Raw genomic sequence first — 21,521 nt, forward strand, 5'->3', positions numbered from 1 at the left:
GTGGGTCGCTTGGCTCTACACCGGTGACCGCGCGTGGCCACCAACTAATTGTGTAATTGAGGTGAGCGACGGGTTACATATTAGTGACGAGAGGCACATTTCGCGGTGCATCGCGGCCGCTGAGTCCTTGACGACGCGCCGCAAGAATGGCGTCGAGATCATCGACCCAACCTGACCTGACCTTCGCCATGACCAAGATCATCTTGTTTCCCAAGACCATGTTCGCGATCTCTCTGCTCGCGCTGCCCCTCGCTCTAGTGGCGTGTGGCCAGGCATCGCCGCCCGGCGACGAAACCCCCACGGAAAGCTCATCATCCGAGGAGTCCTCGGACACTGGCTCGGTCGGCGAGGACGGCAGCCTGTACCCGCTCGTCGACGGCGCGACTTGGACCTACCTGGCCTCGACCAGCACCGGGCAGATCCTGGGCATGGAGATCGTCGAGGCCACCGAGATCACCTGGGAGGGCGGGCCCGCGTGGGTGTTGTCCGACAACCCCGACGACCTTGGCGAGTGGACCGAGAGCACGATCGTGCGAACCGGCACGGCGGCGGCGCGCGTGCACAAGGAGATCAAGGACGCAAGCGGGACCACCATGATCGTCGACTACGATCCCGGGTTTTTGCGCGCCGACGACAAGTGGGACACGGTCGGCTTCATCGAAGAGATCCTCTACGATCGCAACGAGACCGACGGGGCCGGGCTCAACCCCAAGTACGAGCCGCGCGGGCACAGCTACGAGGTGCTGGCCATCAACGAGTCCGTGACGGTGCCAGCGGGGACCTTCAACTGCATCAAGATCGAGCGGATCCGAACGGTCGGGACCACGGCGGGCGAGCGCGTGCTGTTTTGGAACGCCCCGGGGATCGGCAAGGTCCGCGAAGAGCGACCCGCCGAAGGCCGCGTCGAAGAGCTGGCGAGCGTCTCGATCCCGGGAGGAGCCAACTTTCCATGACGTCTTCGGTGGCTTCGGCTGACGTGCGCAATGACGCGCTGATCTTCGCGGATCGCGTGGAGGACAAGTACTTCTTGGCCCCTGCGCAGGCGCGAGCGTTCGTCGACGGCGTCACCAAGCAGATCGGCGAGCACAGGTTCCGAGGCGACAACGCCAACACCTTGCCGCGGCCGGTCCACTACGTCACGACCTTGTACTTCGACTCGCAGACGCGGGAGATCGCCCGCGCGTGTGAGCGCGGCGACGACAACGTCAAGCTGCGCGCGCGCGAGTACTACGACGAGCACCCCGACTTGACCGAGGTCGTGACCTCGCGCTCGGGCGTGATCCGCCGCGAGCCGCTGGTGTGGTTGGAGGTCAAGGCCCGCGTCGGTGCCAGCACCCGCAAGGTTCGGTTCTCGCTGCCATCGGACGAGGTCAGCCGGTTCTTGTCGGACGGTGTGATCAGCGAACAGACCCTCGCGCAGCAGCGCTCGAATTGGGGGCCCGACGCGGATCAGGTGCTCGAGCAGATCGCCCAGCTCTGCACCCAGACCGAGGGGCCGCTGCGGCCGGACTGCTTGGCGCACTATCGGCGCCGCGCGTGGCAGGATCCAAGCGGGAGCATGCGGATCACCCTGGACACGCGGCTGGGGTTCTATCGGGCGCCGGCCGACATGTTCAACAGGTCCGGTGAGCCCGGCGGGATCAGCGAGCACACCTCGCTGCGCGAGCTCGTCAGCGGGCCGCCGATCACCCGCCTGTCGCAGTACCTCGTCGAGCTCAAGCTGCGCGGGGCCCAGCCCGAGTGGCTGCGGGCCCTGGTCAGCGCGACCCAGCTCGAGCCTGCGCGGGTCGGCCAGCGCACCTTCAGCAAATTCCTCGCGGCCTCACACGCGGTCCACCAGACATGATCAGCACCAAAGCACGCAAGAGAGCTCTGGGGATCATCCTCTCGCTGCTGCTCGTCGGCATTTACGGGCTGGTGTCGTGGATCGAGGCCGAGCAGCCCGACGCGGCGGCGGACGTGCGGATCCCGCTGGGTCGCAAGCCCCGGATCGTCGACGTGCAGCCCTCGTCGGCGCCGCCCGGGGGCACGATCGTCGTCCACTTCGTGTCGGAGGTCGAGTCGCGCGAGGATGTGTTCGGGGTCGTCGATGGCGTGAAGGTCACCCCGCTCGACGTGCGCGGCGACGAAGTGGTGCTGCGCCTGCCTGACGTGGCCCATGGCACGGCGGATCTGCGGATCTCGCTCGACGGCCGCAAGAGCCCGCCGCGGCCGCTGCCGATCGAAGCGCCCAACTACCTCAAGACCCTTCGCAACGTCGTGGGTGGGCTCGCGCTCGTCTTGCTTGGGCTGCTGACCTTGACCCGGGCGTTTCGCCATCGCGCCGGGGCAACGCTGCGTCGGCGGGTGGGGGGGCTCACCCGTTCCATCCGGCGCAGCGCGAGCTTTGGCGCGGCGCTCGGAGGTGTCACGCAGACCTCGACGCTGGCGGCTGCGCTCGCGCTGCCCTCGGCCGAGCGGCGCTTGCTCAGCTTCTCGTCGGCCGTCGTGTTGGTCCTCGCGGCGCACGTTGGGGCGGTCGTGGTTGGGTCCGTGCTGCCGCTCGCGGCCTCGCGCGAGGCGCCCTTGGTGATCGCGGTTGGGGTGATCTTGCGGCTCACCGCGACCGAGCAGCGCGGCCGCTCGACCGCCAAGATCGTCACGGGTGTGGGCCTGCTCTTGTACGGCGCGCACATGCTGCGCTCGGGCTTTGCACCCCTCGCCGAGCAGCCCTCGGTGTTGCTCGAGCTGCGCCACCTCGACGTCGGCTCGTTCACGGGTCTGCTGCTGGCAGCGGCGTTCGGTGCGTTCGCGGCGTTCGTGACCCAAGGCCCCGGCGTGGTGTTCGTGTTGGTGCTCAGCGTCAGTCAGGCAACGAGCTTCTTGAGCATCGACCAGGCCCTGGCGATCTTGGTTGGGACCTCGCTCGCGTCGGCGCTCAGCACCACGCTGGTGAGCTGGCCGCTGGGTCGGACCTCGCGGCAGATCGCCCTCGCCCACGCGATCCTCGCAGCTGTCACGGTCGTGGTCATGTGGCTGATGCTGCCGTGGCTGCCGGAGCTCGTGGCCACGCTGCTCAACAGCAACCCCGACAAGCTCGATCGAGGCAAGAAGCTGCTGCACCCCAACGTCGGGATCCATCTGGCGGTCGGCTTCATCGTCATGCAGAGCGTCGCCACGCTGGCCGTGCTCCCGGTGGTCACGCGTCTGAGCAGGCTGCTGCGCCCCGCCTACGCGCGCTCGGCCACCAAGGAGATCGGCCCGTCCTTGCAGCCGATCAGCGTGGTCTTGATCGAGCAAAAGCGTGCGCTCGAGCAGATGCAGGCCGTGCTCGGGGGCGATCCAGACGCGCCAGCCGAGCTCGAGCGTCACCTCGAGCGCGCCCGCGATCTGGCCGACGCCCACCTCGCCAAGGCCAGCGCGGGCTCAACGGACACCGACACCTTGGTCTCGATCCTGTCGGTCGCGCAGTCGATGGAGCAGGTCCGCTACACGGTCGAGCGCGCGGCCCGACGCGGCGTCCGGCTCGAGGGCGAGGGCGGGCGGTTCATCGCCGAGCTCTACGGCCTGCTGCTCGCCGGCCTCGATGACGCGACCACCCTGATCGGTGGTGGCGGTGGGCCCGAGATCGATGACCTGCGCGCGCGGGAGATCCAGATCAACGCGACCGAGGCGGCCTTGCGCGAGTATCTGCGGGCGCAGATCGAGGCCGGAGACGACGCCAACTCGGCGAACCTGCTGCGCTTGGCGGAGTTGGCCAACGGCTACGAGACCGTTGGCAACCAGCTCTACCGATTGGGGCTCGGGCTGGTCCCCGAAGACTTCTGAGCTTGCTTGGGCTCTGGTTCGGGATCTGGGTTGGGGTCTGGCTTGGGGTCTGGCTGGGGTTTTGGGAGCTGGGCGAGGTAGGCGTGGCGAAGCTGCGCGAGCTCGTGGGTCAGCCGGTCTCGCTCGTTCCGCAGCCGCGCGAACCGGCGGCGCTGGACCATGCGTCGCAGGTTCTTGCGCAGGCCAAACCGATACAGACGCAGGTCGATGAGATAGCGATGGGTGAAGACCGTCAGCGGCATCAGCATGAGCCCGACGAAGGCGGCGGCGCCGGGTCCAACGGCCTCGAGGGCGGCCCAGGTCAGCAGCGCGAACCAGCCGCCAAACAGCACCGTGCCCCCAAGCAGCTTGGTCAGCGCGATCCGATAGGTGGTGGGTCGGCCGATCAGCAGCAGCAGGCGCACGATCAAGAACGGGAGGATCGAGGTTGCGACGCCAAGCGCGGCCAGCGGGGCGCCCAGCAGCAGCGCGATGGGGCCCAGGATCGAGTGATCTTCGCGACCGTGGCGTCGCTCGCGGCGGCCTTGCAGGGCGGTCTGCACCCCGCCAATACCAAGGCTGCGACGCTCGTCGAGGTAGCGCATCACCCGGGTGCGCAGCCGGGCGCAGCGGATCGGATCATGGTCCTCGAGCCAGCGATAGGCGTCGATCACCCGCCTGGCCAGCGCGGTGCGCTCGGCTGGTGACTGCCCCTCTCCGTCGAGCCCCTCGGCGTCGCGGATCCCCACGATGATCGCCGTGACCTGGGCGATCAGCCGCTCGTCTTCTTCGCGCTCGACGTGGACCGCCAGCGCGCGCATGGACTCGCCCACGCGCTCGGTCAGCGCCCGCACCAAGGTCTGGGGATCCGCCGTGGGATCCAGCAGCTCCGGCACCCGGATCGGCGGCCCGAAGGCCACGTGCACATCGCTGCGAAACGCCTCGCGGACCAGGTAGTTGAGGCCGACTGGCACGATGTGGACATCGAGGGGTCCCGCGCTGCGCTCGGCGTCGATCGCGATACGAGCGACCCCGGTCCTGATCGGCTCGACGCGCATCCGGGCGTGGGTCTTGCCCTCTGGAAAGATCGAGATCACGCCGCCCTGCGCGAGCACGGCCCGGCAGGCCGCGAACGCGTCGTCGTTGTCGACCCCATCAGCGTGGTCGCTGCGCCGGCGAATGGGCACCGCGCCGACCGAGCGCAGCAGCCGGCCAAACACGGGCACGCGAAACAGCCCGTCGCGGGCGCAGAAGGTCACCTGCCGCTGCTCGAACAGCCCGACGAGCAGCGGATCCACGATTGAATTGGGGTGCGTCGAGGCCAGGATCGTTGGCACCCCGTGCTCGAGCTGCTCGAGGTGCTCGAGGCCCGTGACCTCGATGTGCCGATAGAACAGCCCCAGCGACAGGCGGGCGGACATCCGCAGCGCGCGATACAGCGGCGTCGGTGCGGGTTGGACCACGGAGCTACGATAGCACTGGGCTCAGCCTGGCCCCGGGGCCAAGATCGAGATCAAGCCCTCGGGTCGGCGGATCTGCTGCGAGTTGAAATAGGCGGTCGCCTGGGCCAGCAGGGCTTGCCGCGGCTCACCCTCGAGCAGGGCCGCGCGACGGTAGCGAGCGGCGGCCAAGCTGGCCTTCGCGCCCGCGCGCGCAAAACAGATCTCGGCCTGGGCCAGCGCTGCCGCGGCGCGCTTGGGCTCGCCATCGAGCTGCTCGAGGGTCGCGTCGATCAGCGCGGCGTTGCCAGCTTGATGGGTCGAGTGACCTCGGAGCTTGCGAGCGAGCGAGCGCAGCTTGTGCCGACGTCGGGCGGTGGGCTCTTGCAGCTGCGCGTGAAGGTGCGCGAAGGCGATCAGCGCCAAGATCGTGTGCCGATAGGAAGGGAGCCGCCACAGGCCAAGCCGGCGCAGGGTGTCGCGCAGCTGCGCGACTGCGGCGATCGCCTCGGTTGCTCGCTCGGTCCGCAGCAGCAGGCGGATCCACGCGAAGTCGCGCAGGACATCGGCCCCGACGCGGCGATGACTGGCATGACCGGCATGACCGGCATGACCAGCATGACCAACGAACTCGGCGTGCTCGCGCTCGTGCGCGCGGGCGTCCTCGAACACTTTCTGTGCCTGCTCGGGCTCGCCCACGCACACCAGCCCCCAAGCCAGCAGCCCCGCGCTGTCGCGGATCGCCTTGACGTCGCCAAGGTCGACGCCGACCTTCATGGAGCGCTGGGTGTGGGCGATCGACGCTCGATAGTCCCCGGCTTCGATCTGGGCCCAGCTCAGCAGGTCAACGGCCAGGCGTCGCTCCCACTGCAGGTCGGAGCGGGCGCTGAGGTGGGGCAACACGTGCTCGACACCCTGGACCGCGAGCCCCCAGTTGCCGGCGTAGGCCTCGACCGAGGCGCTCGACAGCTCGAACATCAGGCCGTTGACGACGTGCGCGCCGCTGAGCTTGCGAGCGATCTTCAGCAGCTCGCGCCCGCGGGCCGGATCGCCGAGCGAGCTCGACACGATCGCGTCGATACCCAGCGCGCGGGCGAAGCAAAGCGGGTCGCCAAGCTCCACCGCGAGTCGCCGCCAGCGACACAAGAAGTACAGCGAGACCAAGCCCTCGTGCGCGATCAGGCTCTCGGACACGGTCGCGCAGGTCCTGGCGCGAGCGCGGGTCAGCGCGCGCTCGCAGCTGCGCCCGACCTCGCCTGCGTCGGGCTGGGGCTGGCAGACAAACCGACGCAGATCCCGGGCCAGGCCCTGGCGGTAGAACAGCGCGGCGCTGCGTAGCTGCGCGGGGTGGGTTGGGTACGACAACCCCACGTTGCGCAGCACGGTCGCTACCTCGTCCAGCCCTTCGCGCAGGCGCCCGGCCTTGAGCAGGTACTCCACGGCCTTGGCCCGCAGCGCCTGGGCGTCCAAGCTTGGCTCCGTTCGTGCTTGCGCCAACAACAGCTGGGCTGCCTCGACCAGGCGACCCGAGTTCGCGCAGGCCTCGGCCAAGTGACGCTCGAGCCCGGCGCGGCGCTCGGGCTTGGCGTCAGCGGGGAGCCAGTCGAGGCAGCGCTGGTACCACGTCACGGCGCGACCGAACGCGAGCGTGTCCATGGCCTGGCGGGCGGCTCGCTCGGCGTAGGTCAGCGCGAGCAGTGGTTGGCCACCGCGCTCATAGTGCTCCGCGATGAGCTCGGCGTCGGTCCCATGTTCTGGCGGCTCCGTCTGCCCGGTCTGCTTCGTCAGTTGGGCCAGCGCCGTCGCAAGCCGCAAGTGCAGGCCGGCCAGCGCGTCGCTGGCGAACTCACCGAGCACGGCCTCGCGAATGCGGTCGTGCGTGATCTCGATCAGCTCGTCGTCGAGCTCGGGCAGCCACAGCAGCTCGGCGTCGATCAGGGCCTCGAGCTCGTCGCGGGTGGCTCCGGCGGCGCGAATGACCGCCCGCGAGATCGGGCCGTTGGCGAGCCCGATCAGCGCGAGGGTCTGACGCAGGCGAGGCTCGAGGGCCTCGACGCGACCGGCGATCAGCACGTCGAGATCGAGCTCCGCGTCGAGCTCCGACGCGTGGCTGCGGATCAGCTCGCACATATGCAGCGGGTTGCCGCCGCTGTCGCGGACCAGCGCCTTGGCCCGCGCGATGATCCGGCTGTCGCGACCGTCATCGCCAAACGCTGGCAGCACCAGCTCGCGGGCCTCGGACCAGGTCAACCCGCCCAGCTCGAGCTCGCGGACCTCGACACGCTTGCCCCGACCCAGCGCGCGCAGCTCGGCGACGGCCTCGCCCGACGCGGGCGGCTGACGAAACGAGACGACCAGCAACAGCGGCGGTCCGCCCGGATCGTCGAGCACCAGCCGAAGCAGGCGCGCGCTGTCGATGTCCGCCCACTGGAAGTCATCGAGGATCACCACCGTGGGGCGCTCGTCGGCGATGCGGCGCAGCAGCTCGCGCAAGCTCGCCAGCGCCAGCCCGCGCAGCTCGCCGGGACCGATGCTCTGGGTCCGCTCCAGCCACGCCGGCCAGATGCCTTCTAGCACCGGAAACAGCCGGGTCAGCGGCTCGACGTGGCTTGGCCTCGAGCTGGCGCGGTCACGCTCGGGCAGCTGCCGAAGGTGGCGCGAGAGCGCGTCGACCACGGTGTCTAGCCCTTTGTAGTTGATTGACTCGCGCTCGAAGCAGCGACCGCGCAACACCAACGTGTCTGCTTGATCGAGCTGCGAGACCCAGCGCTGCAGCAGCGCCGACTTACCCTGGCCGCTTGGCCCGTGCAGCATCACCGCGACCGAGTGGGCCTGGCTGTGGGCTTGGCCGCGGACGACCGCGAGCGCGCGGTCGAGCTGCGCGAGCTCGGTGACGCGCCCGACGAAGCGGTCGCCGCGATTGAGCGCCCGGGGAGCCTTGTCGAGGCACGCGAGCGCATCGCTGGCGCTGGGTCGTCGCTTGGGATCGCGGGCCAGCATGTCGCGACACAGCGCCAGGAGATCTTCGTCCGCTCGCGGCACGCGAATGACCGGATCGGGGGCGCACTCGTCGATCTTCGCCAGCAAGACTTGCTGCGGACGGCCCATGAACGGTCGCACGCCACACAGACACTCGTAGAGCATCACGCCCACTGCATAAATGTCCGCGGCTGGACCGGTCTGACCGAGTCGAGCTTGCTCGGGGGCCATGTACGCCGGGGTCCCAACCACCACGTCGTTGACCACCACACCCGGATCGGGGGGTGAGCTGCCGGCCCCTTGTACGCTCACATTGGCGAACTCGAGCGGGCCACCTGGGACCGGGCCGGCGCTGGAGACCAAGCCGGTGGTGGAGAGCGAGCCGGTATGGGAGACCAAGCCGGTGGTGGGGGCCAGACTCGGGTTGGGGGGCAAGCTCGCGTCGCAGGGCGATCCCGCGTCGGAGACCAATCCAAAGTCGAGCACGACAACGCGCCCGTCGGTTGCGACGAGCACGTTCGAGGGCTTGAGGTCGCGGTGCACGTAGCCGCGCAGGTGCAGGTGCTCGAGCGCCTCGAGCATCTGTCGCAGCGTGCGACGCAGGCGGATCTGGTTGGGCAACTGACCGCGGCGCGTTCGCCCGCGCACGTACTCGACGAACGGAGCCCCGTCGATCAGCTCCATGGTGAAGAAGGGCAGCCCGGGGGCTTCCGGGCGCGCGGCCGGGGGTGCCCGCAACGACAGGGTCACGGCCGTGGGCGGGACGACCAGCTCTTCGAGCTTGACGAGGTTGGGGTGCTCGACGTCCGCGAGCACTCGAAATTCTTGCTTGAGCCGCAGCAGGGCCGTGCTGCTGGACCGATGCAGGAGCTTCAGGGCCACGCGCTCCCCCGTCTTCAGCGAGCGCGCGGCGAACACCTGACCCATGCCGCCCGCGCCAACGAGCTGCTCGAGCTCGTAGTTGCCCAGGATCACCGGCTCGCACGCGCTGGCCTCCGGGAGGCGGTTGAGCTTGGCGTGCGTGGCCCGGGCGACCCGATCCGCGATCGCCAGCGACGCCTGCCCTTCATGGGAGCCGAGCGACTTCCCAGTACGAATGCTCGCGGGCGAGTCGGACTCGTGCCAGGTGTTGTCGATCACCGCGCCGCGCTGGCGGCGGCGTGAGGCCGTCGACGCGTCCGTCAGCGCGCGATGATCATCGAAAGGCATCAACTCGAGTACAACGTATCAGAGATCAAAGTGACTGAACCTGACCCTCGGACCAATGTAGGGCGAATTTCGTGGATTTTGCTGACACGTATTCGTGGCATTACGCAAGGGCGTGGCAGTTTGCCCTCGCTAAAGTTCATACTTTGGATCTTTGGTACGATCTCATTGGGGCGGGTCGCCACGTCGCCGCTGTGTGTCCCAAACGGGCGTTCACGGGTCATGGATCTTTGCCAGGTCAGAAATGTGCATGATGGAATACCCGCAATCAGGCGAGAGAAACCAATCGATGTGCCCATGGCCAATTGATGTTCTGTTGGCCATGGCCGTCTGGCCAATGGTCACAGGATCAGGTCCCGCCCGCGGTCACGAAGCACCCCTCCATCACCCAAGCTCAGCGGATGGCCTTCGCTGCGTGTCGGGCTAGACCCGAATCAAGCGCTGCGCGCTCAAGTGGTTGCTCGGGTCGGCGGGTCGGCTGACCCTGGGTGTCCTCATTGGAGGCCTGGTCCCGCTGGCAGCGCTGCTCGATCTGTGTGCTTGCCCTGCACGTGCTGATCTGCCTGCTCGCCATCTTGGCTGGGTTTACGCTGATCCAGGAAGGTCCTGCGCCGATAGGCTGATCGGGGGCCACACGCACGCAACCGTGCTCCAACCACGAAGATGTTCTGGGTACCCGCTCACCCAGCGATCTTCGATCCCCGCCCGTGTCGCGCCAGCGGTCGGCTGCTATCTTCCCGCCCCAACGATGGCCCTGCTCGCCCCGCAGATCCCCCAGCTGACCGAGCTCGATCTGTTTGAGCGCGACGCGCTGATCGTCCTGTCGTTTGTTGCGATGCCGCTGACCGCGAAGCAGTGGGCCGAGTGGGCCAACGATTGCCAGCTCTCCCACGACAGGGTCCCGGCTGGTCGAATGGCTGCGCTCGGGGAGCGCCTCGTCGCGCTGCGCTTCGTCGACAAGCGCACCTTGTTCAGGGAGATCGTGTTCGAGCCGTCGCTGTCGGTGCCGAGCCTGCTGCTGCCCCAGGCCCACGAGGAACAGCGGCTGTCCCGGCTGTGGGCGAGGTTCAACAAGGTCGCGACCACGCCGCCGCGGGGTAGCAAGCGGCGGCCTCTGAACCTCCACGACTGGGACACACGCCTGCGTGCGCTGATCGGAGAGCTGCGCGTGATGTTGACGTTTTCCAACTCGCAGCGGGTGGTTGCGTCGCTGATCGAGCTCGAGCGCTGGTCCAGCTTTCGCAACCGATTCCCGCAGATGCTGCTCGACATGTTGGGCGCAGATCCACCTGAACACTGGATCTCGCAGCTGCCCGAGCCCGAGCTCGACGAGTACCTTGGCGCGCTGATCGAACACTGCACGACCATGCTCAGCCCGCTCCCACGCGGGCTCCCGATCTGGGTTGAAGAGTGCGCCAAGCCGGGCGCCAAGCAGGGCGTCGCGCGGCTGCTGGCCCTGCGTGGGCAGTCCGACGCGATCGCGAAGCTGCGCAAGCTGCCCAAGTGGGGCGCGGAGGGGGCCGAGCTGCTGACGCACTTCGTCGCGGGCGACTACGGGGCGACAGCCGACGCTGGCGACACGACCGCCGCGTCCATGAAGCGCAGGCACAAGCAGCTGCCTGGGATCGAGGGGGTGATCCATGCGCTGTCCCGGGTCGTGACGATGGACGCGAACCCAGCTCGCGCGGCGGCCTTCGACGCGAGCCTCACCGCTCCAAGCCGCGCCAGGGTCGGCTACGAGGCGTGTTATCACGCGCTCGCGCTCTTCCAGGAGGTGAGCCGCAGCCCAACGCCAACGCGGCATCTTCCGCGGCCACTCGAGATTCCGCTGGCAAGTGGGATCACATGGATCCACCTGTTGGTGCGCTGCCTGTGCATCCACTGGCTTGGCCATCCGCTGGCCAAACACGCCGCGTCCGCGCGCCCCTGGTTGGTATACTGGCACAGCTGGGCGGTGTTTGGCGGCTATGCAGCGATCGCGCGGGAGCTCGCGGCCGTGCTGGCGCTCGTCGATGGCGACGCCGCGCCACCGCTGAGCCTGGCCGCACACTACAAACAGCGCAAACCCTGGGAGACGATCCTCGAAGCCCTGGAGGCTTCCGTCAAGGTCGCTCAGGTCGGCGCATCCGCGGGCGCGGGCGACGGTGGGTTTCGCAAGCACATCATTTGGGAGGTCGCGCTCGGGCAGCACGCGGTCGACATCAAGGCCCGGCTGATCACCAGCGCGCGAACCACCAAGGGCCAGCTGCTCAGCGTGACCAAGCTGAAGTCCGGCGAGCTCGACTACCTGACCGACGCCGACCGCCGCGTGATAGCGACCGTGCCCAACGGCCCGAGCTGGCGTGGGCACGCCAGCAACTCGATCGGGCATGACTGGTCGACGCTCGAGGCGTTGATCGATCACCCCCGCGTGCGACGAACCAGCGGGCTCCCGCTGCGCCTGACCCGGGGCCAGCCGACGATCCGCACCCGCACCGAAGACGGCACGACGATCCTCGAGCTGCACCCGGCCGAGCTCGCATCCCGTGAGGTCGTGCTCCACGAACTCGTCGCCGATCACGTCGAGGTGTACGCACAAAAGCCCGGGCTCGACCGGGTCTACAGCCTGTTCTCGCAGGGTGGCCAGGTAAAGATCCCCGACGCCGGGCGCGAGCGCCTGCTCGACAGCCTGGCCGGACTGGCGACCAGCACCGAGCTGATCATCGAGGGCGAGGACAGCCTCGCCGGGCACAGCGTCGACGCCGACCCCCGCCTGGTCATGCAGCTGCAGTGGAACGGCTCGACCTTCGTCGCCCACGCCAAGGTCGCCCCGCTCGGCCCCGACGGCCCTCACTTCGCGCCTGGCGATGGGCCCGTGAAGATCGTCGGCCGCGTCGCCAGCCAGATGCTCGCGTGCACCCGTGATCCCGGCGAAGAAAACCGTGCGTATCAGGCCATGCTCGCGGCCTGCCCCTGCCTCGACAGCCAGCCCGAAGACGAAGGCCGCTGGTCGATCCACGAGCTCGACACCGCGCTCGAGGTGTTGCTCGAGCTGCACGCGCTCGGCGACGAGATCACCCTGACCTGGCCGCTCGAGCGCAAGCTCGGGGTCCCGCGCGAGCTCACCAACCAGGACATGCGCGTCGCCGTGCAGTCGAACAAAGACTGGCTGCAGGTCGATCTCGAGCTCAGCGTGGACGAGGCGCGGGTGCTCGGCTTCAAGCAGCTGCTCGACAGCCGCCGCGGCGACGGGCGCTTCATCGCGCTCGGCGACGATCAGTTCGTCGCGCTGACCAGCGATCTACGCAGGCGCATCGACGCGCTCGAGAACCTGGGCACGCTCGAGAAGTCGGGGCTCGAGATCCACCCCGTCACGCTGCCGCTGCTGGAACAGATCGTCGCCGAGCCCGGCGCCCTGCGAACCGACAAGCAGGCGCGCGCGCGGCTCGACAAGCTAGCGAAGATCGCCGGCAAGACCCCCCGGCTGCCGCGTGGGTTTCAGGCCACGCTGCGCGACTACCAGAGCGAGGGTTTCAAGTGGATGGCGCGGCTGGCCGAGGCCGGGCTTGGGGCCGTGCTCGCCGACGACATGGGCCTGGGCAAGACCATTCAGGCGCTGGCGTTGCTGTGCCAGCGCGCGAAACAAGGCCCGGCGCTGGTCGTCGCGCCGACCTCGGTCGTCGGCAACTGGCTCAACGAGGCCGAGCGCTTCGCCCCGCGGCTGCGCTGCCACCAGCTCGCCAGCAGCGACGACCGGGCCGCGCTGATGGCCTCGCTGCGTGGCGGCGACGTGCTCATGTGCAGCTACGGCCTGCTCGTCACCGAGTCCCAGCCGCTGACCGAGCTGCGGTTTGGCACGGTGGTGTTCGACGAGGCCCACGCGCTCAAGAACTCGAGCTCGCAGCGGGCCAAGGCCGCGGCCGCGTTGACAAGCGAGTTTCGCCTGTCGCTCACGGGCACCCCGATCGAGAACCACCTCGGGGAGCTGTGGAGCGTGTTTCGGGCGACCGTCCCGGGCCTGCTCGGCACTGAGAAGCGCTTCGAGCAGCGCTTCACCCGTCCGATCAGCCAGGGCCAGCGCGAGCGTGCTCGACAGCTGCGCGCCATGGTGCGTCCCTTCATGCTGCGCCGGACCAAGGCGCAGGTGCTCGACGAGCTGCCGCCCCGCACCGAGGTCACCATTCGTGTCACCCCGGGCGCCGCAGAGAAGGCGTACTACGAGGCGCTGCGGCGCGACGCGGTCGAGCAGACCAAGGGCATCAAGACCAAGGGCCGGCAGGCCGGTCAGTCGCGCCTGAAGATCCTCGCGCTGATCACCAAGCTGCGCCAGGCCGCCGTCGATCCCCGCCTGATCGACCCCGAGCACGGCCCGCCGGGGGCCAAGCTCGAGGCGTTGATTCGACGATTGATCGATCTGCGCGACGAGGGCCACCGCGCGCTGGTGTTCACACAATTCCTGGGGAGCATGGACACGATCCGCCAGCGGCTCGACAAAGAGAAGATCCAACACCTCAGCTTTGACGGCTCGACCCCGGCCGCCCAGCGCACCAAGGTGGTCGAGGCGTTTCAAGCCGGCGAGGCCGACGTGTTTGTCATGAGCCTCAAGGCGGGCGGCGTCGGCATCAACCTGACCGCGGCGGACTACGTGATTCACCTCGACCCGTGGTGGAACCCGGCCGTCGAAGATCAAGCAACCGGCCGCGCCCATCGGATCGGGCAGCAGCGCCCGGTGACCGTGTATCGGCTGGTCACCGCGGGCACGATCGAGGAGCAGATCCTCGAGCTGCACGCGAGCAAGCGTGACCTGGCCGACGATCTGCTGGCCGGGCTCGACAGCGCCAAGAAGCTCGACCTCGACGAGCTGCGCGCGCTGCTGCAAGCTGGGGCGTGAAGCTCACGAGCTGCACGAGAGCATCGAGCACCCGGCCCGATCCTTGGCCCAGTCTGGGCGCTTGGCCGCGTGCTGCTCGTGGGTGGGTTGCTCGGCGTAGGGGTGGCGCATGACCTCGAGCAGCTCGTGGATCAGCGAGGGGTCGCCGGCCTCGGCCTTGTCGATTGCGAGCTGGGCCAGGTAGTTGCGCAGCACGTACTTGGGGTTGGCCGCGTGCATGCGAGCGCGGCGGTGGGCGGGCTCGATCGCTTCGCCGCGGACCCGCTCGCCAAGCTGGCGCAGCCACGCGAGGGTGAGCGAGCGGGTCGCGGGCGTGATCGTGCTGGGATCCGCCTCGTAGTAGGCGGCCCACAGCGGCGCGAGCAGCTCGTCGTCGCTGGCGTTGGCCTGGACTGGCACGTCCGCGAGCGCGCGATAGAAGATCGTCATGTCCGTTGGCGTGCTCCCCAGCACCCGCATGCTCTGGTTGGCCAGGCTCACCCCGCTGCGCGGATCTTCGGGGTCTTCGTCACCCGCGAAGGGCTCGAGCCCCAGCTTGGCGGCGAAGCTCGCCAGCGTGTGCTGGCCAAGCGTGTCGGAGAACGCCCGCATCCCGTCCTCGAACGGCTCGACGCTGCCCACCAGCGGGTGCAGGGCGTTGGCGAACTTGACCAGGTTCCACATCGCAATCCGCGGCTGGTTGCCAAAGCGATAGCGCCGGCCGGCTGCGTCGGTCGTGTTCGGGGTCCAGTCGGGATCGTAGTTATCGATCCAGCCGTAGGGTCCGTAGTCGATCGTCAGACCGAGCACCGACATGTTGTCGGTGTTCATGACCCCGTGCACGAAGCCGACGCGCATCCACTCCGCGACCATCGTCGCGGTGCGCTGGCAAACCTGGGTAAACCACGCCGCGTAGGTGCTCGCGCTGATCGACTGGCCCGCGTCGTTGGCCTGACTGAGCAGCTCCGGGAAGTGGGTCGTGATCGCGTAGTCGGCCAGCTGCCGAAGCAGCTCGTGCTCACCCCGGGCCATGGGTAGCTCGAAGTTGCCAAAGCGCAGAAACGACGGCGCGACCCGACACACGATCGCGCCGGGCTCGGGCTTGGCGTTGCCGTCGTAGAACATGTCGCGCACGACCTCGTCGCCCGTGCCGACCAGCGAGAGCGCCCGCGTGGTCGGGACGCCAAGGTGGTGCATCGCCTCGCTGCACAGAAATTCCCGGACCGAAGATCGCAGCACCGCGCGGCCGTCACCCCGACGCGAGTAGGGGGTTGGGCCTGCGCCCTTGAGCTGCAGCTCCCAGCGCTGCTTGCTTGGCGTGAGCACCTCGCCCAGCGTGATCGCCCGTCCGTCGCCAAGCTGATCCGCCCAGTTGCCGAACTGGTGGCCGCCGTAGCAGGCCGCGTAGGGATCCATGCCGGGCAGCACTTGGTTGCCCGAGAGGATCTGCGCGAGCTCGGGGTGGGCTTGCGGATCTTCCGGCAAGCCGACCAGGCGCGCGACCTCGGGGGACCACGCGAGCAAGGTTGGCGCGGCGACGGGTGTTGGCTGGACGCGCGAGTAGCAAGCGCCGTGGACCGCCCGACGGAAGTTGTCGGGCTCGGGGTCGGCGGGGAGCTCGTGGGTGAACGAGTTGTCGAAGGGCAGGTCGAGGGACATCGGCGAGCGGAGCGTACACCTCGATCGGCTGCAGTCGGGCCCGTTGGGTTGGTTCGGGCGTCACGCAGGTGCGCCGTCCTTGGCGCGCCGGGCCTGTAGCCTCGTTGCTGAGCGCCGCGGAATCTGGAATTGCGACGATTCGGGCCAAATCTGCGCTGCGCTTGGGTGTGCTGGTAATCTGCGACCGGGTCGGATCGGCCGCACCATGCCAGCGTATACCTCAAAGCGCGTTAGCAACGTCACAATTGAGCTCGACACCAGCTCGCCCGCCGGACCCACGGAGCGCAGGGAGCACTGCTTGGTGAGTCAGTCCGTGGCGACCGGGCTCGATCGCCAGAGTCCACACGCCGCGCTTGGTGGCCACGGTCAGGTCCGGGTCATCGCAGACAGCGGGCGGTCCGCCAACTTCACGATTCGGGGGGTCGTCCCGGACGCGGTGGGCGACCCGCCGCGGATCTGGGTGTATCCAAGCCGGGGCGTCGACGCTGGCGGCGTGTCCAAGCTATTCGCTGGCGCCGCGCCGACGCCGTTTGGCAAGGCCCGGGTGCTGACCCCGCCGCCCAGCGCAGTGACGGTTCAGATCGGCGCTACCCCAGCGACCCAGACCGCCTGGGCCGAGAGCGAGGGCGCGGGCTTCATCGAGCGAGTCAAGATCGGCGGCAATCAGCTGATCGTGATCGCGCCGCACGGCGGCGTCATCGAAGCGGGCACGGTCGAGCAGATCGCCGTGCTCGAGGCTCATCTGGCCCAGCTGTGCCCGGAGCTGGGCCAGCCCACGGTCTGGAGCTGCGAAGGCAAGCTGTGCCGCGACAATTATGACCGACTCCACATCGCCAGCGGCGACATCGATGAGCGCTCGTTCCCTGGGCTCGCGCAGATCTGGGACACGGTCGCCCGCTATCGACCCAAGCTGCGGTTTCGCTACGCGCTCGCGCTGCACGGGACCCGGCGAACCGACAGGTCAATTGTGATCGGGGGCCGGGCATCCGTGGCCGACAAGAAGCTCGTGCGCGACGCGATCGCGGCGAAATTTACAGCCGCGGGCGAGACCTTGAATTTCTGCTTGCTCGACGCCACCAACACCGTGGTGCCAGCGCCGGGCGCGAACTTTGATTGTTGTTGGTCGACAGCGCGGGGCGGCACCAGCGTGCGGAATATCGTGAACCGTCTGTCAGCCAACAATGGCAATGTCTCGGGTCATGGCGCGTTTCAGATCGAGCAATCCAAGGATCTGCGTGCCCCCGCTGCGGGCAGCCCACCGTACAATGTTTGGATCGCCGAAGGCTTGGCTGCGGCGATGTGCCAGCTGCTGCTCACGCCTCGCTCGCCATCGGCCGCTCGAGGCTCCGCCGAAGCACCTCCATGAGGTCGATGATCTCAGCGTCCTGATCCGGCTCGTCGCTTGGTTGCTCGACGACGTCGCGGCCCTCGGCGAGCTTGCGCTGCGCGAGGGCGATCGTGCGTACGCGGACCTCGTCGTCGAGCTCCGACAGGTCGATGTCAGCCTCCTCGTGCGCCCGGATCAGGTCGCGCATGCGCTCGATCTGCGCAGCGTCGACCTGGGCAGGCGGGCTTGGCAACCCCACGGACTGGGGCGTCCGCAGCCGCGAGACGAAGCGCAGGGTCTGGGCCCGCAGCAGCTGGTCATTGGCGAGGATCGCAACCACGCGTTGGTGCTCGCGCATCACGAAGGTCGCGATCCCAGCTCGGCCGGTGGCCTCGAGCACCTGGGTGAGCAAGCGATAGGGCTTGGTCGAGCCCGAGCCGGGGAGCAAGAAGTAGGGGCGCTCGAACAGCATGGGCGAGAGCTGGTCTCGATCGACGAATTGCCGCAGCTCGATGTCGTGCGACGCCTCGGGGGCCAGCGCCTCGAGCTCGTCGTCGGTGAGCACGACGAACTCGCCGTCGCTGAGCTCGTAGGCCCGGGCGATCTCATCGGGCTCGAGCGGGCGCTGGTGCTGAGGGCAGACATACTCGCGCCGCAGCGGGGTGCCGTCGGGGGCGAGCTGGCGCAGCGACACGCCGACCGAGCTGCGGACCGCGGAGACCAGGCTGACCGGGATCGTGACCATGCCAAATGTGATGGTCCCCGACCAGAATGCGGTGGGTGGGTCGGCAACGGCTTCGGTTGGGGGCTTGGGCTCAGGCAACGTCTTGTTCCTGCAGTCGCGTAATGCTGGCCGCGAGCGCGTCGGCGAGCGAGGGGGGTGGCGCGGGTTCCGGCTTGGCCGTTGGGAGCGGCGTAGTCTTGCCCTCGGCCTTGGCTTCGGCCAATGCAATCACTTGCTCGGCGTAGCGATCGTGGAACTGCTCGAGATCGAGCTCCCCTTCGAGCATCTCGACGAGCTGTCGGGCCATTGCCAATTCCTGTATTGACGGGGCCGGCCATGACAGCTCGGGCAGCGCATCGGTGGCAACGACCTCCGCGGCCGAGCGGAGAGTGATCAGCGCGAGGTGGTCGCCCACAGCTCGGAGCGCGCCGCGGTAAGGCTTCTTGCGCATGGTCCAGCGGACGATCCCTTGCTTGGACTCCGCCGCGAGCGCGCGGGCAAGCGCAAAATAAGCCTGGGCATCGTCTGGGTCGTGCGGGCTGAGATAGTAAGGTCGCACATACCATGGGTGGTCGAGCTGCGTCGTCGCCACAAACCGAAGAACCTCGAGATCGCGGGACGCCGTCGGCTCGAGCTCGACGAGCTCCTCGTCGCGCAGCACGACCATGCCGTGGGGCAGCGCGATGCCCTTTTGTGCGGACTCGTGGGCGACCTCCTCGCCGGTCACTGGGTGAACCATGCGCTGGCGGACCGGCACCCGATCACTGGCGTGCAACAAGCGAAAGCTGACCTGGCGCGGCTCGACCGCCGTGACCAGCTTGACCGAAATACCCAGGCCGTTGATCACCAAGCGAGCGTTGAAGATTGAGCGTGGCATCTCAACTCTGCGCTCGATCGCGCCGCGGATCGTGCAAAAGGGACACAGTCACGGTCATGGCTGGCACAGATCCGCCCGCGCGTACGGCTGTTGCAGGTCTTGGGTGCTCACCAGTTGTCGTGAGTGCACGGCATATGCCATGCATGCACGCCGAGCGTGGCGAAGCTCGATGCATATCGACGCAAGCGCAACTTTGACGCGACCCCCGAGCCTGCGCCCGATTCACCGGATGAGCCGCTCGCGGCACCGGAGCGGATCTATGTAATTCAACGACACGACGCGCGGCGGCTGCACTACGACCTTCGCCTCGAGCACGGCGGCGTGCTGTGGAGTTGGGCGGTCCCCAAGGGGCCGAGCTTGGATCCCCACCAGCGCCGGCTGGCTGTGCAGACTGAGGATCACCCCTTGGACTATGCCAACTTCGAAGGCACGATCCCGGCCGGTCAATACGGCGGTGGAACCGTGCTGGTCTGGGATCGCGGCGTCTGGATCCCCGATGGTGACCCCGCGCAAGACTTCGAGCGCGGTCGCCTGCGCTTCACCCTGAGCGGCGCCAAGCTGCATGGGCGCTGGAACCTGATCCGCACGAGAGACGCCAAGACCTGGCTGCTCATCAAGTCGCGCGATGAGTTTGCTCGGCCCGAGGGCGCCGCCGAGATCGTCGACGAGCAGCCTCTGAGCGCGCTGTCGGGCCGGACCACGGAGCAGGTCGCCGCGGGCGTCGAGCGCGGCGACACGCGCGACTTGGACGGGACTCGGGATCAGATTCGGGATCAGATTCGGGATGAGATTCGCGCAATCGGTGAGCGCGCCCCGCCGCCCTTGGTGCTCACGCCACAGCTCGCCGTCCCCGCCGAGCAGGCGCCCAAGGGTCCCGAGTGGCTGCACGAGATCAAGCTGGACGGCTACCGGATCATGGCTCGCACCTTTGACGGTGAGGTCCGCCTGCGCACGCGCGGCGGCGAAGATTGGACCACGCGCCTGCCAAGTCTCGCTCACGAGCTGGCGAACCCGATCTTCGCCGACAGCCTGTTGGACGGAGAGCTCTGCGCCCTCGGTCCGCGCGGAGAGACCCAATTTGAATTGCTGCAACAGGCGCTCGTGAACGGGCGTGACCAGCGGCTCGTTTACTATTTGTTCGATCTTCCGTTTGCGGCCGGCCACGACCTGCGCGGCGTCCCGTTGATCGAGCGCAAGCGAATCTTGCGGGCGTTGCTCGAGGGCGCCCATGCCGGTCGTTGCCTACGCTTCTCCGATCACGTGCGCGGCGGAGGCCCCGAGGTATTCGCTCGCGCGTGCGAGCTTGGGGCCGAAGGCGTGGTGAGCAAGCGGATCAGCTCGCGCTACGAGGGCCGTCGCAGCCACGCCTGGCGAAAGGTCAAGTGCGCACATCGGCTGACAGTGACGGTGGGTGGGTTCACGGAACCGCAGGGATTGCGGCGCTACTTTGGCGCGTTGCTGGTCGGCAGCTACGACGCCGCCGGCCGCTTGCAGTATCGCGGCAAGGTTGGCGCCGGTTATGACGAAGCGTCGCTCGCCCAGATCCACGCGCGGCTCGACCCGCTCCGCCAAGATCAAGCGCCGTTCATCAACCCGCCGATCGGGAACGAGGCGCGAGGTGTCACCTGGGTCGCGCCGCGCCTCGCGATCGACGTGCAATACAGCGATCTGACCGAGGCGGGCAGGATCCGCCACGGTCGCTTCGAGCGACTTCACCAACCCGAGCCGGAGCCCGAGCCCATGCCCCAACCACAACCACAACCAAAGTCAGCCGTCCGCCTGACCCACCCCGACAAATTGCTGTATCCCGAGCTTGGCCTGAGCAAGCGCGACGTCGCCGACTACATCATGCGCGTCGCCGAGTGGATGCTGCCGCACGTGCGCGACCGACCGCTGACGCTCGTGCGCTGCCCCAAGGGGGTCGGCGCCAGCTGCTTTTATCAACAGCACGCCACTGGCTTGCCCGACACGATCACCCGCGTGCGCGTGCGCGACTCCGACGGCGCCGAGGTCATCCACGCGAGCGTGAGCGATGCGCTGGGCTTGGTCACCCTGGTCCAGATGAGCGTGCTCGAGCTTCACGTATGGGGGTCGAGGGTCGACCGGCTCGAGCACCCCGACCGCTTGGTGTTCGACCTCGATCCTGACGCTGAACTCGAGTTCGCGCGGGTCGTGGACGCCGCCGTGGAGGTCCGTGATCGCCTCGCCAAGCTTGGGCTGACCGCGTTCGTGAAGACCACCGGGGGCAAGGGCCTGCACGTGGTCGCACCAGTCGAGCGCGATCATGACGTTGATCGGGTCAAGGCGTTCTGTCGCGCGCTCGCGGGGCGCTTGGCCGCGGACGCGCCCGAGCGCTTCACCGCCTCGCCCCTCAAGGTCGAGCGGCGCGGCAAGATCTTCGTTGACTATCTTCGCAATGGTCGCGGGGCGACCAGCATCGCGGCCTACTCACCGCGGGCCAACGCGAAGGCGCTGATCTCGACGCCGCTCGCGTGGGAGGAGCTGACCGACACGCTCCGACCCGAGCAGTTCGCCCTCACTGGTGTGCCGACGCGGCTGGCGTCGCTCGACGACGATCCTTGGGGGCCGATGGCGTCACTGCGCCAGCGGCTGACTCGCGCGGCGTTCGAAGCGGTCGGGCTTGGCGAGTGAGCTTGTTGTTGGGTCAACAGCGG

The 21,521-nt window shown here is 68.3% G+C and carries 11 protein-coding genes; 6 read left to right on the forward strand and 5 right to left on the reverse strand.

Annotation, left to right across the window (positions count from 1 at the left end):
• Nucleotides 1–188: 188 nt before the first annotated feature.
• From DB30_RS03535 to DB30_RS03545, 3 genes are read left to right on the forward strand one after another with little or no spacing between them, the layout of a single operon-like run.
• Complete coding sequence (locus DB30_RS03535) at nt 189–953, forward strand: TapB family protein (protein WP_052546547.1); 765 nt, start codon at nt 189–191, stop codon at nt 951–953.
• Nucleotides 950–1,846: a VTC domain-containing protein gene (locus DB30_RS03540; RefSeq protein ID WP_052546548.1), complete on the forward strand. Its 897-nt coding sequence runs from the start codon at nt 950–952 to the stop codon at nt 1,844–1,846. Before DB30_RS03535 ends, DB30_RS03540 begins: the two co-directional genes overlap by 4 nt.
• Nucleotides 1,843–3,807, forward strand: coding sequence for a Na/Pi cotransporter family protein (locus DB30_RS03545; protein ID WP_052546549.1), 1,965 nt, complete (start codon nt 1,843–1,845; stop codon nt 3,805–3,807). The genes DB30_RS03540 and DB30_RS03545 overlap by 4 nt, the downstream gene beginning before the upstream one ends.
• Here the strand turns inward: DB30_RS03545 and DB30_RS03550 are convergent.
• Nucleotides 3,768–5,249: a lysophospholipid acyltransferase family protein gene (locus DB30_RS03550; protein ID WP_146657962.1), complete on the reverse strand. Its 1,482-nt coding sequence runs from the start codon at nt 5,247–5,249 to the stop codon at nt 3,768–3,770. The genes DB30_RS03545 and DB30_RS03550 overlap by 40 nt on opposite strands.
• A gap of 21 nt (nt 5,250–5,270) precedes the next feature.
• Nucleotides 5,271–9,413, reverse strand: a complete 4,143-nt coding sequence (locus DB30_RS03555; protein WP_052546551.1) for a serine/threonine-protein kinase — start codon at nt 9,411–9,413, stop codon at nt 5,271–5,273.
• A gap of 745 nt (nt 9,414–10,158) precedes the next feature.
• Here DB30_RS03555 and DB30_RS03560 point away from each other — a divergent pair.
• Nucleotides 10,159–14,280 carry a DEAD/DEAH box helicase gene (locus DB30_RS03560; RefSeq protein WP_052546552.1) on the forward strand — a complete coding sequence of 1,374 codons (4,122 nt, stop codon included), beginning with the start codon at nt 10,159–10,161 and terminating at the stop codon, nt 14,278–14,280.
• Between the two features lie 3 nt (nt 14,281–14,283).
• Here DB30_RS03560 and DB30_RS03565 read toward each other — a convergent pair whose 3' ends face one another.
• Entirely contained in the window at nt 14,284–15,918 is a 1,635-nt protein-coding gene (locus DB30_RS03565) for a protein adenylyltransferase SelO (RefSeq protein ID WP_052546553.1), read from the reverse strand.
• Nucleotides 15,919–16,219: 301 nt separating this feature from the next.
• Between DB30_RS03565 and DB30_RS03570 the strand changes: the two genes are divergently transcribed.
• Entirely contained in the window at nt 16,220–17,284 is a 1,065-nt protein-coding gene (locus DB30_RS03570; RefSeq protein ID WP_165703612.1) for a poly-gamma-glutamate hydrolase family protein, read from the forward strand.
• Here DB30_RS03570 and ku (DB30_RS03575) read toward each other — a convergent pair.
• Nucleotides 17,232–18,068: a non-homologous end joining protein Ku gene (gene ku, locus DB30_RS03575; protein WP_052546555.1), complete on the reverse strand. Its 837-nt coding sequence runs from the start codon at nt 18,066–18,068 to the stop codon at nt 17,232–17,234. The genes DB30_RS03570 and ku (DB30_RS03575) overlap by 53 nt on opposite strands.
• On the reverse strand, nt 18,061–18,846 hold the full coding sequence (gene ku, locus DB30_RS03580) for a non-homologous end joining protein Ku (protein ID WP_052546556.1): 786 nt from the start codon (nt 18,844–18,846) through the stop codon (nt 18,061–18,063). Before ku (DB30_RS03580) ends, ku (DB30_RS03575) begins: the two co-directional genes overlap by 8 nt.
• A gap of 156 nt (nt 18,847–19,002) precedes the next feature.
• Here ku (DB30_RS03580) and ligD point away from each other — a divergent pair, with 156 nt between their 5' ends.
• Nucleotides 19,003–21,498: a DNA ligase D gene (ligD, locus tag DB30_RS03585; RefSeq protein ID WP_052546557.1), complete on the forward strand. Its 2,496-nt coding sequence runs from the start codon at nt 19,003–19,005 to the stop codon at nt 21,496–21,498.
• Nucleotides 21,499–21,521: the final 23 nt, after the last annotated feature.

Origin of the sequence: Enhygromyxa salina, from assembly GCF_000737335.2 — a bacterium.
GTDB classification, from domain to species: Bacteria; Myxococcota_A; Polyangia; order Nannocystales; family Nannocystaceae; genus Plesiocystis; species Plesiocystis salina_C.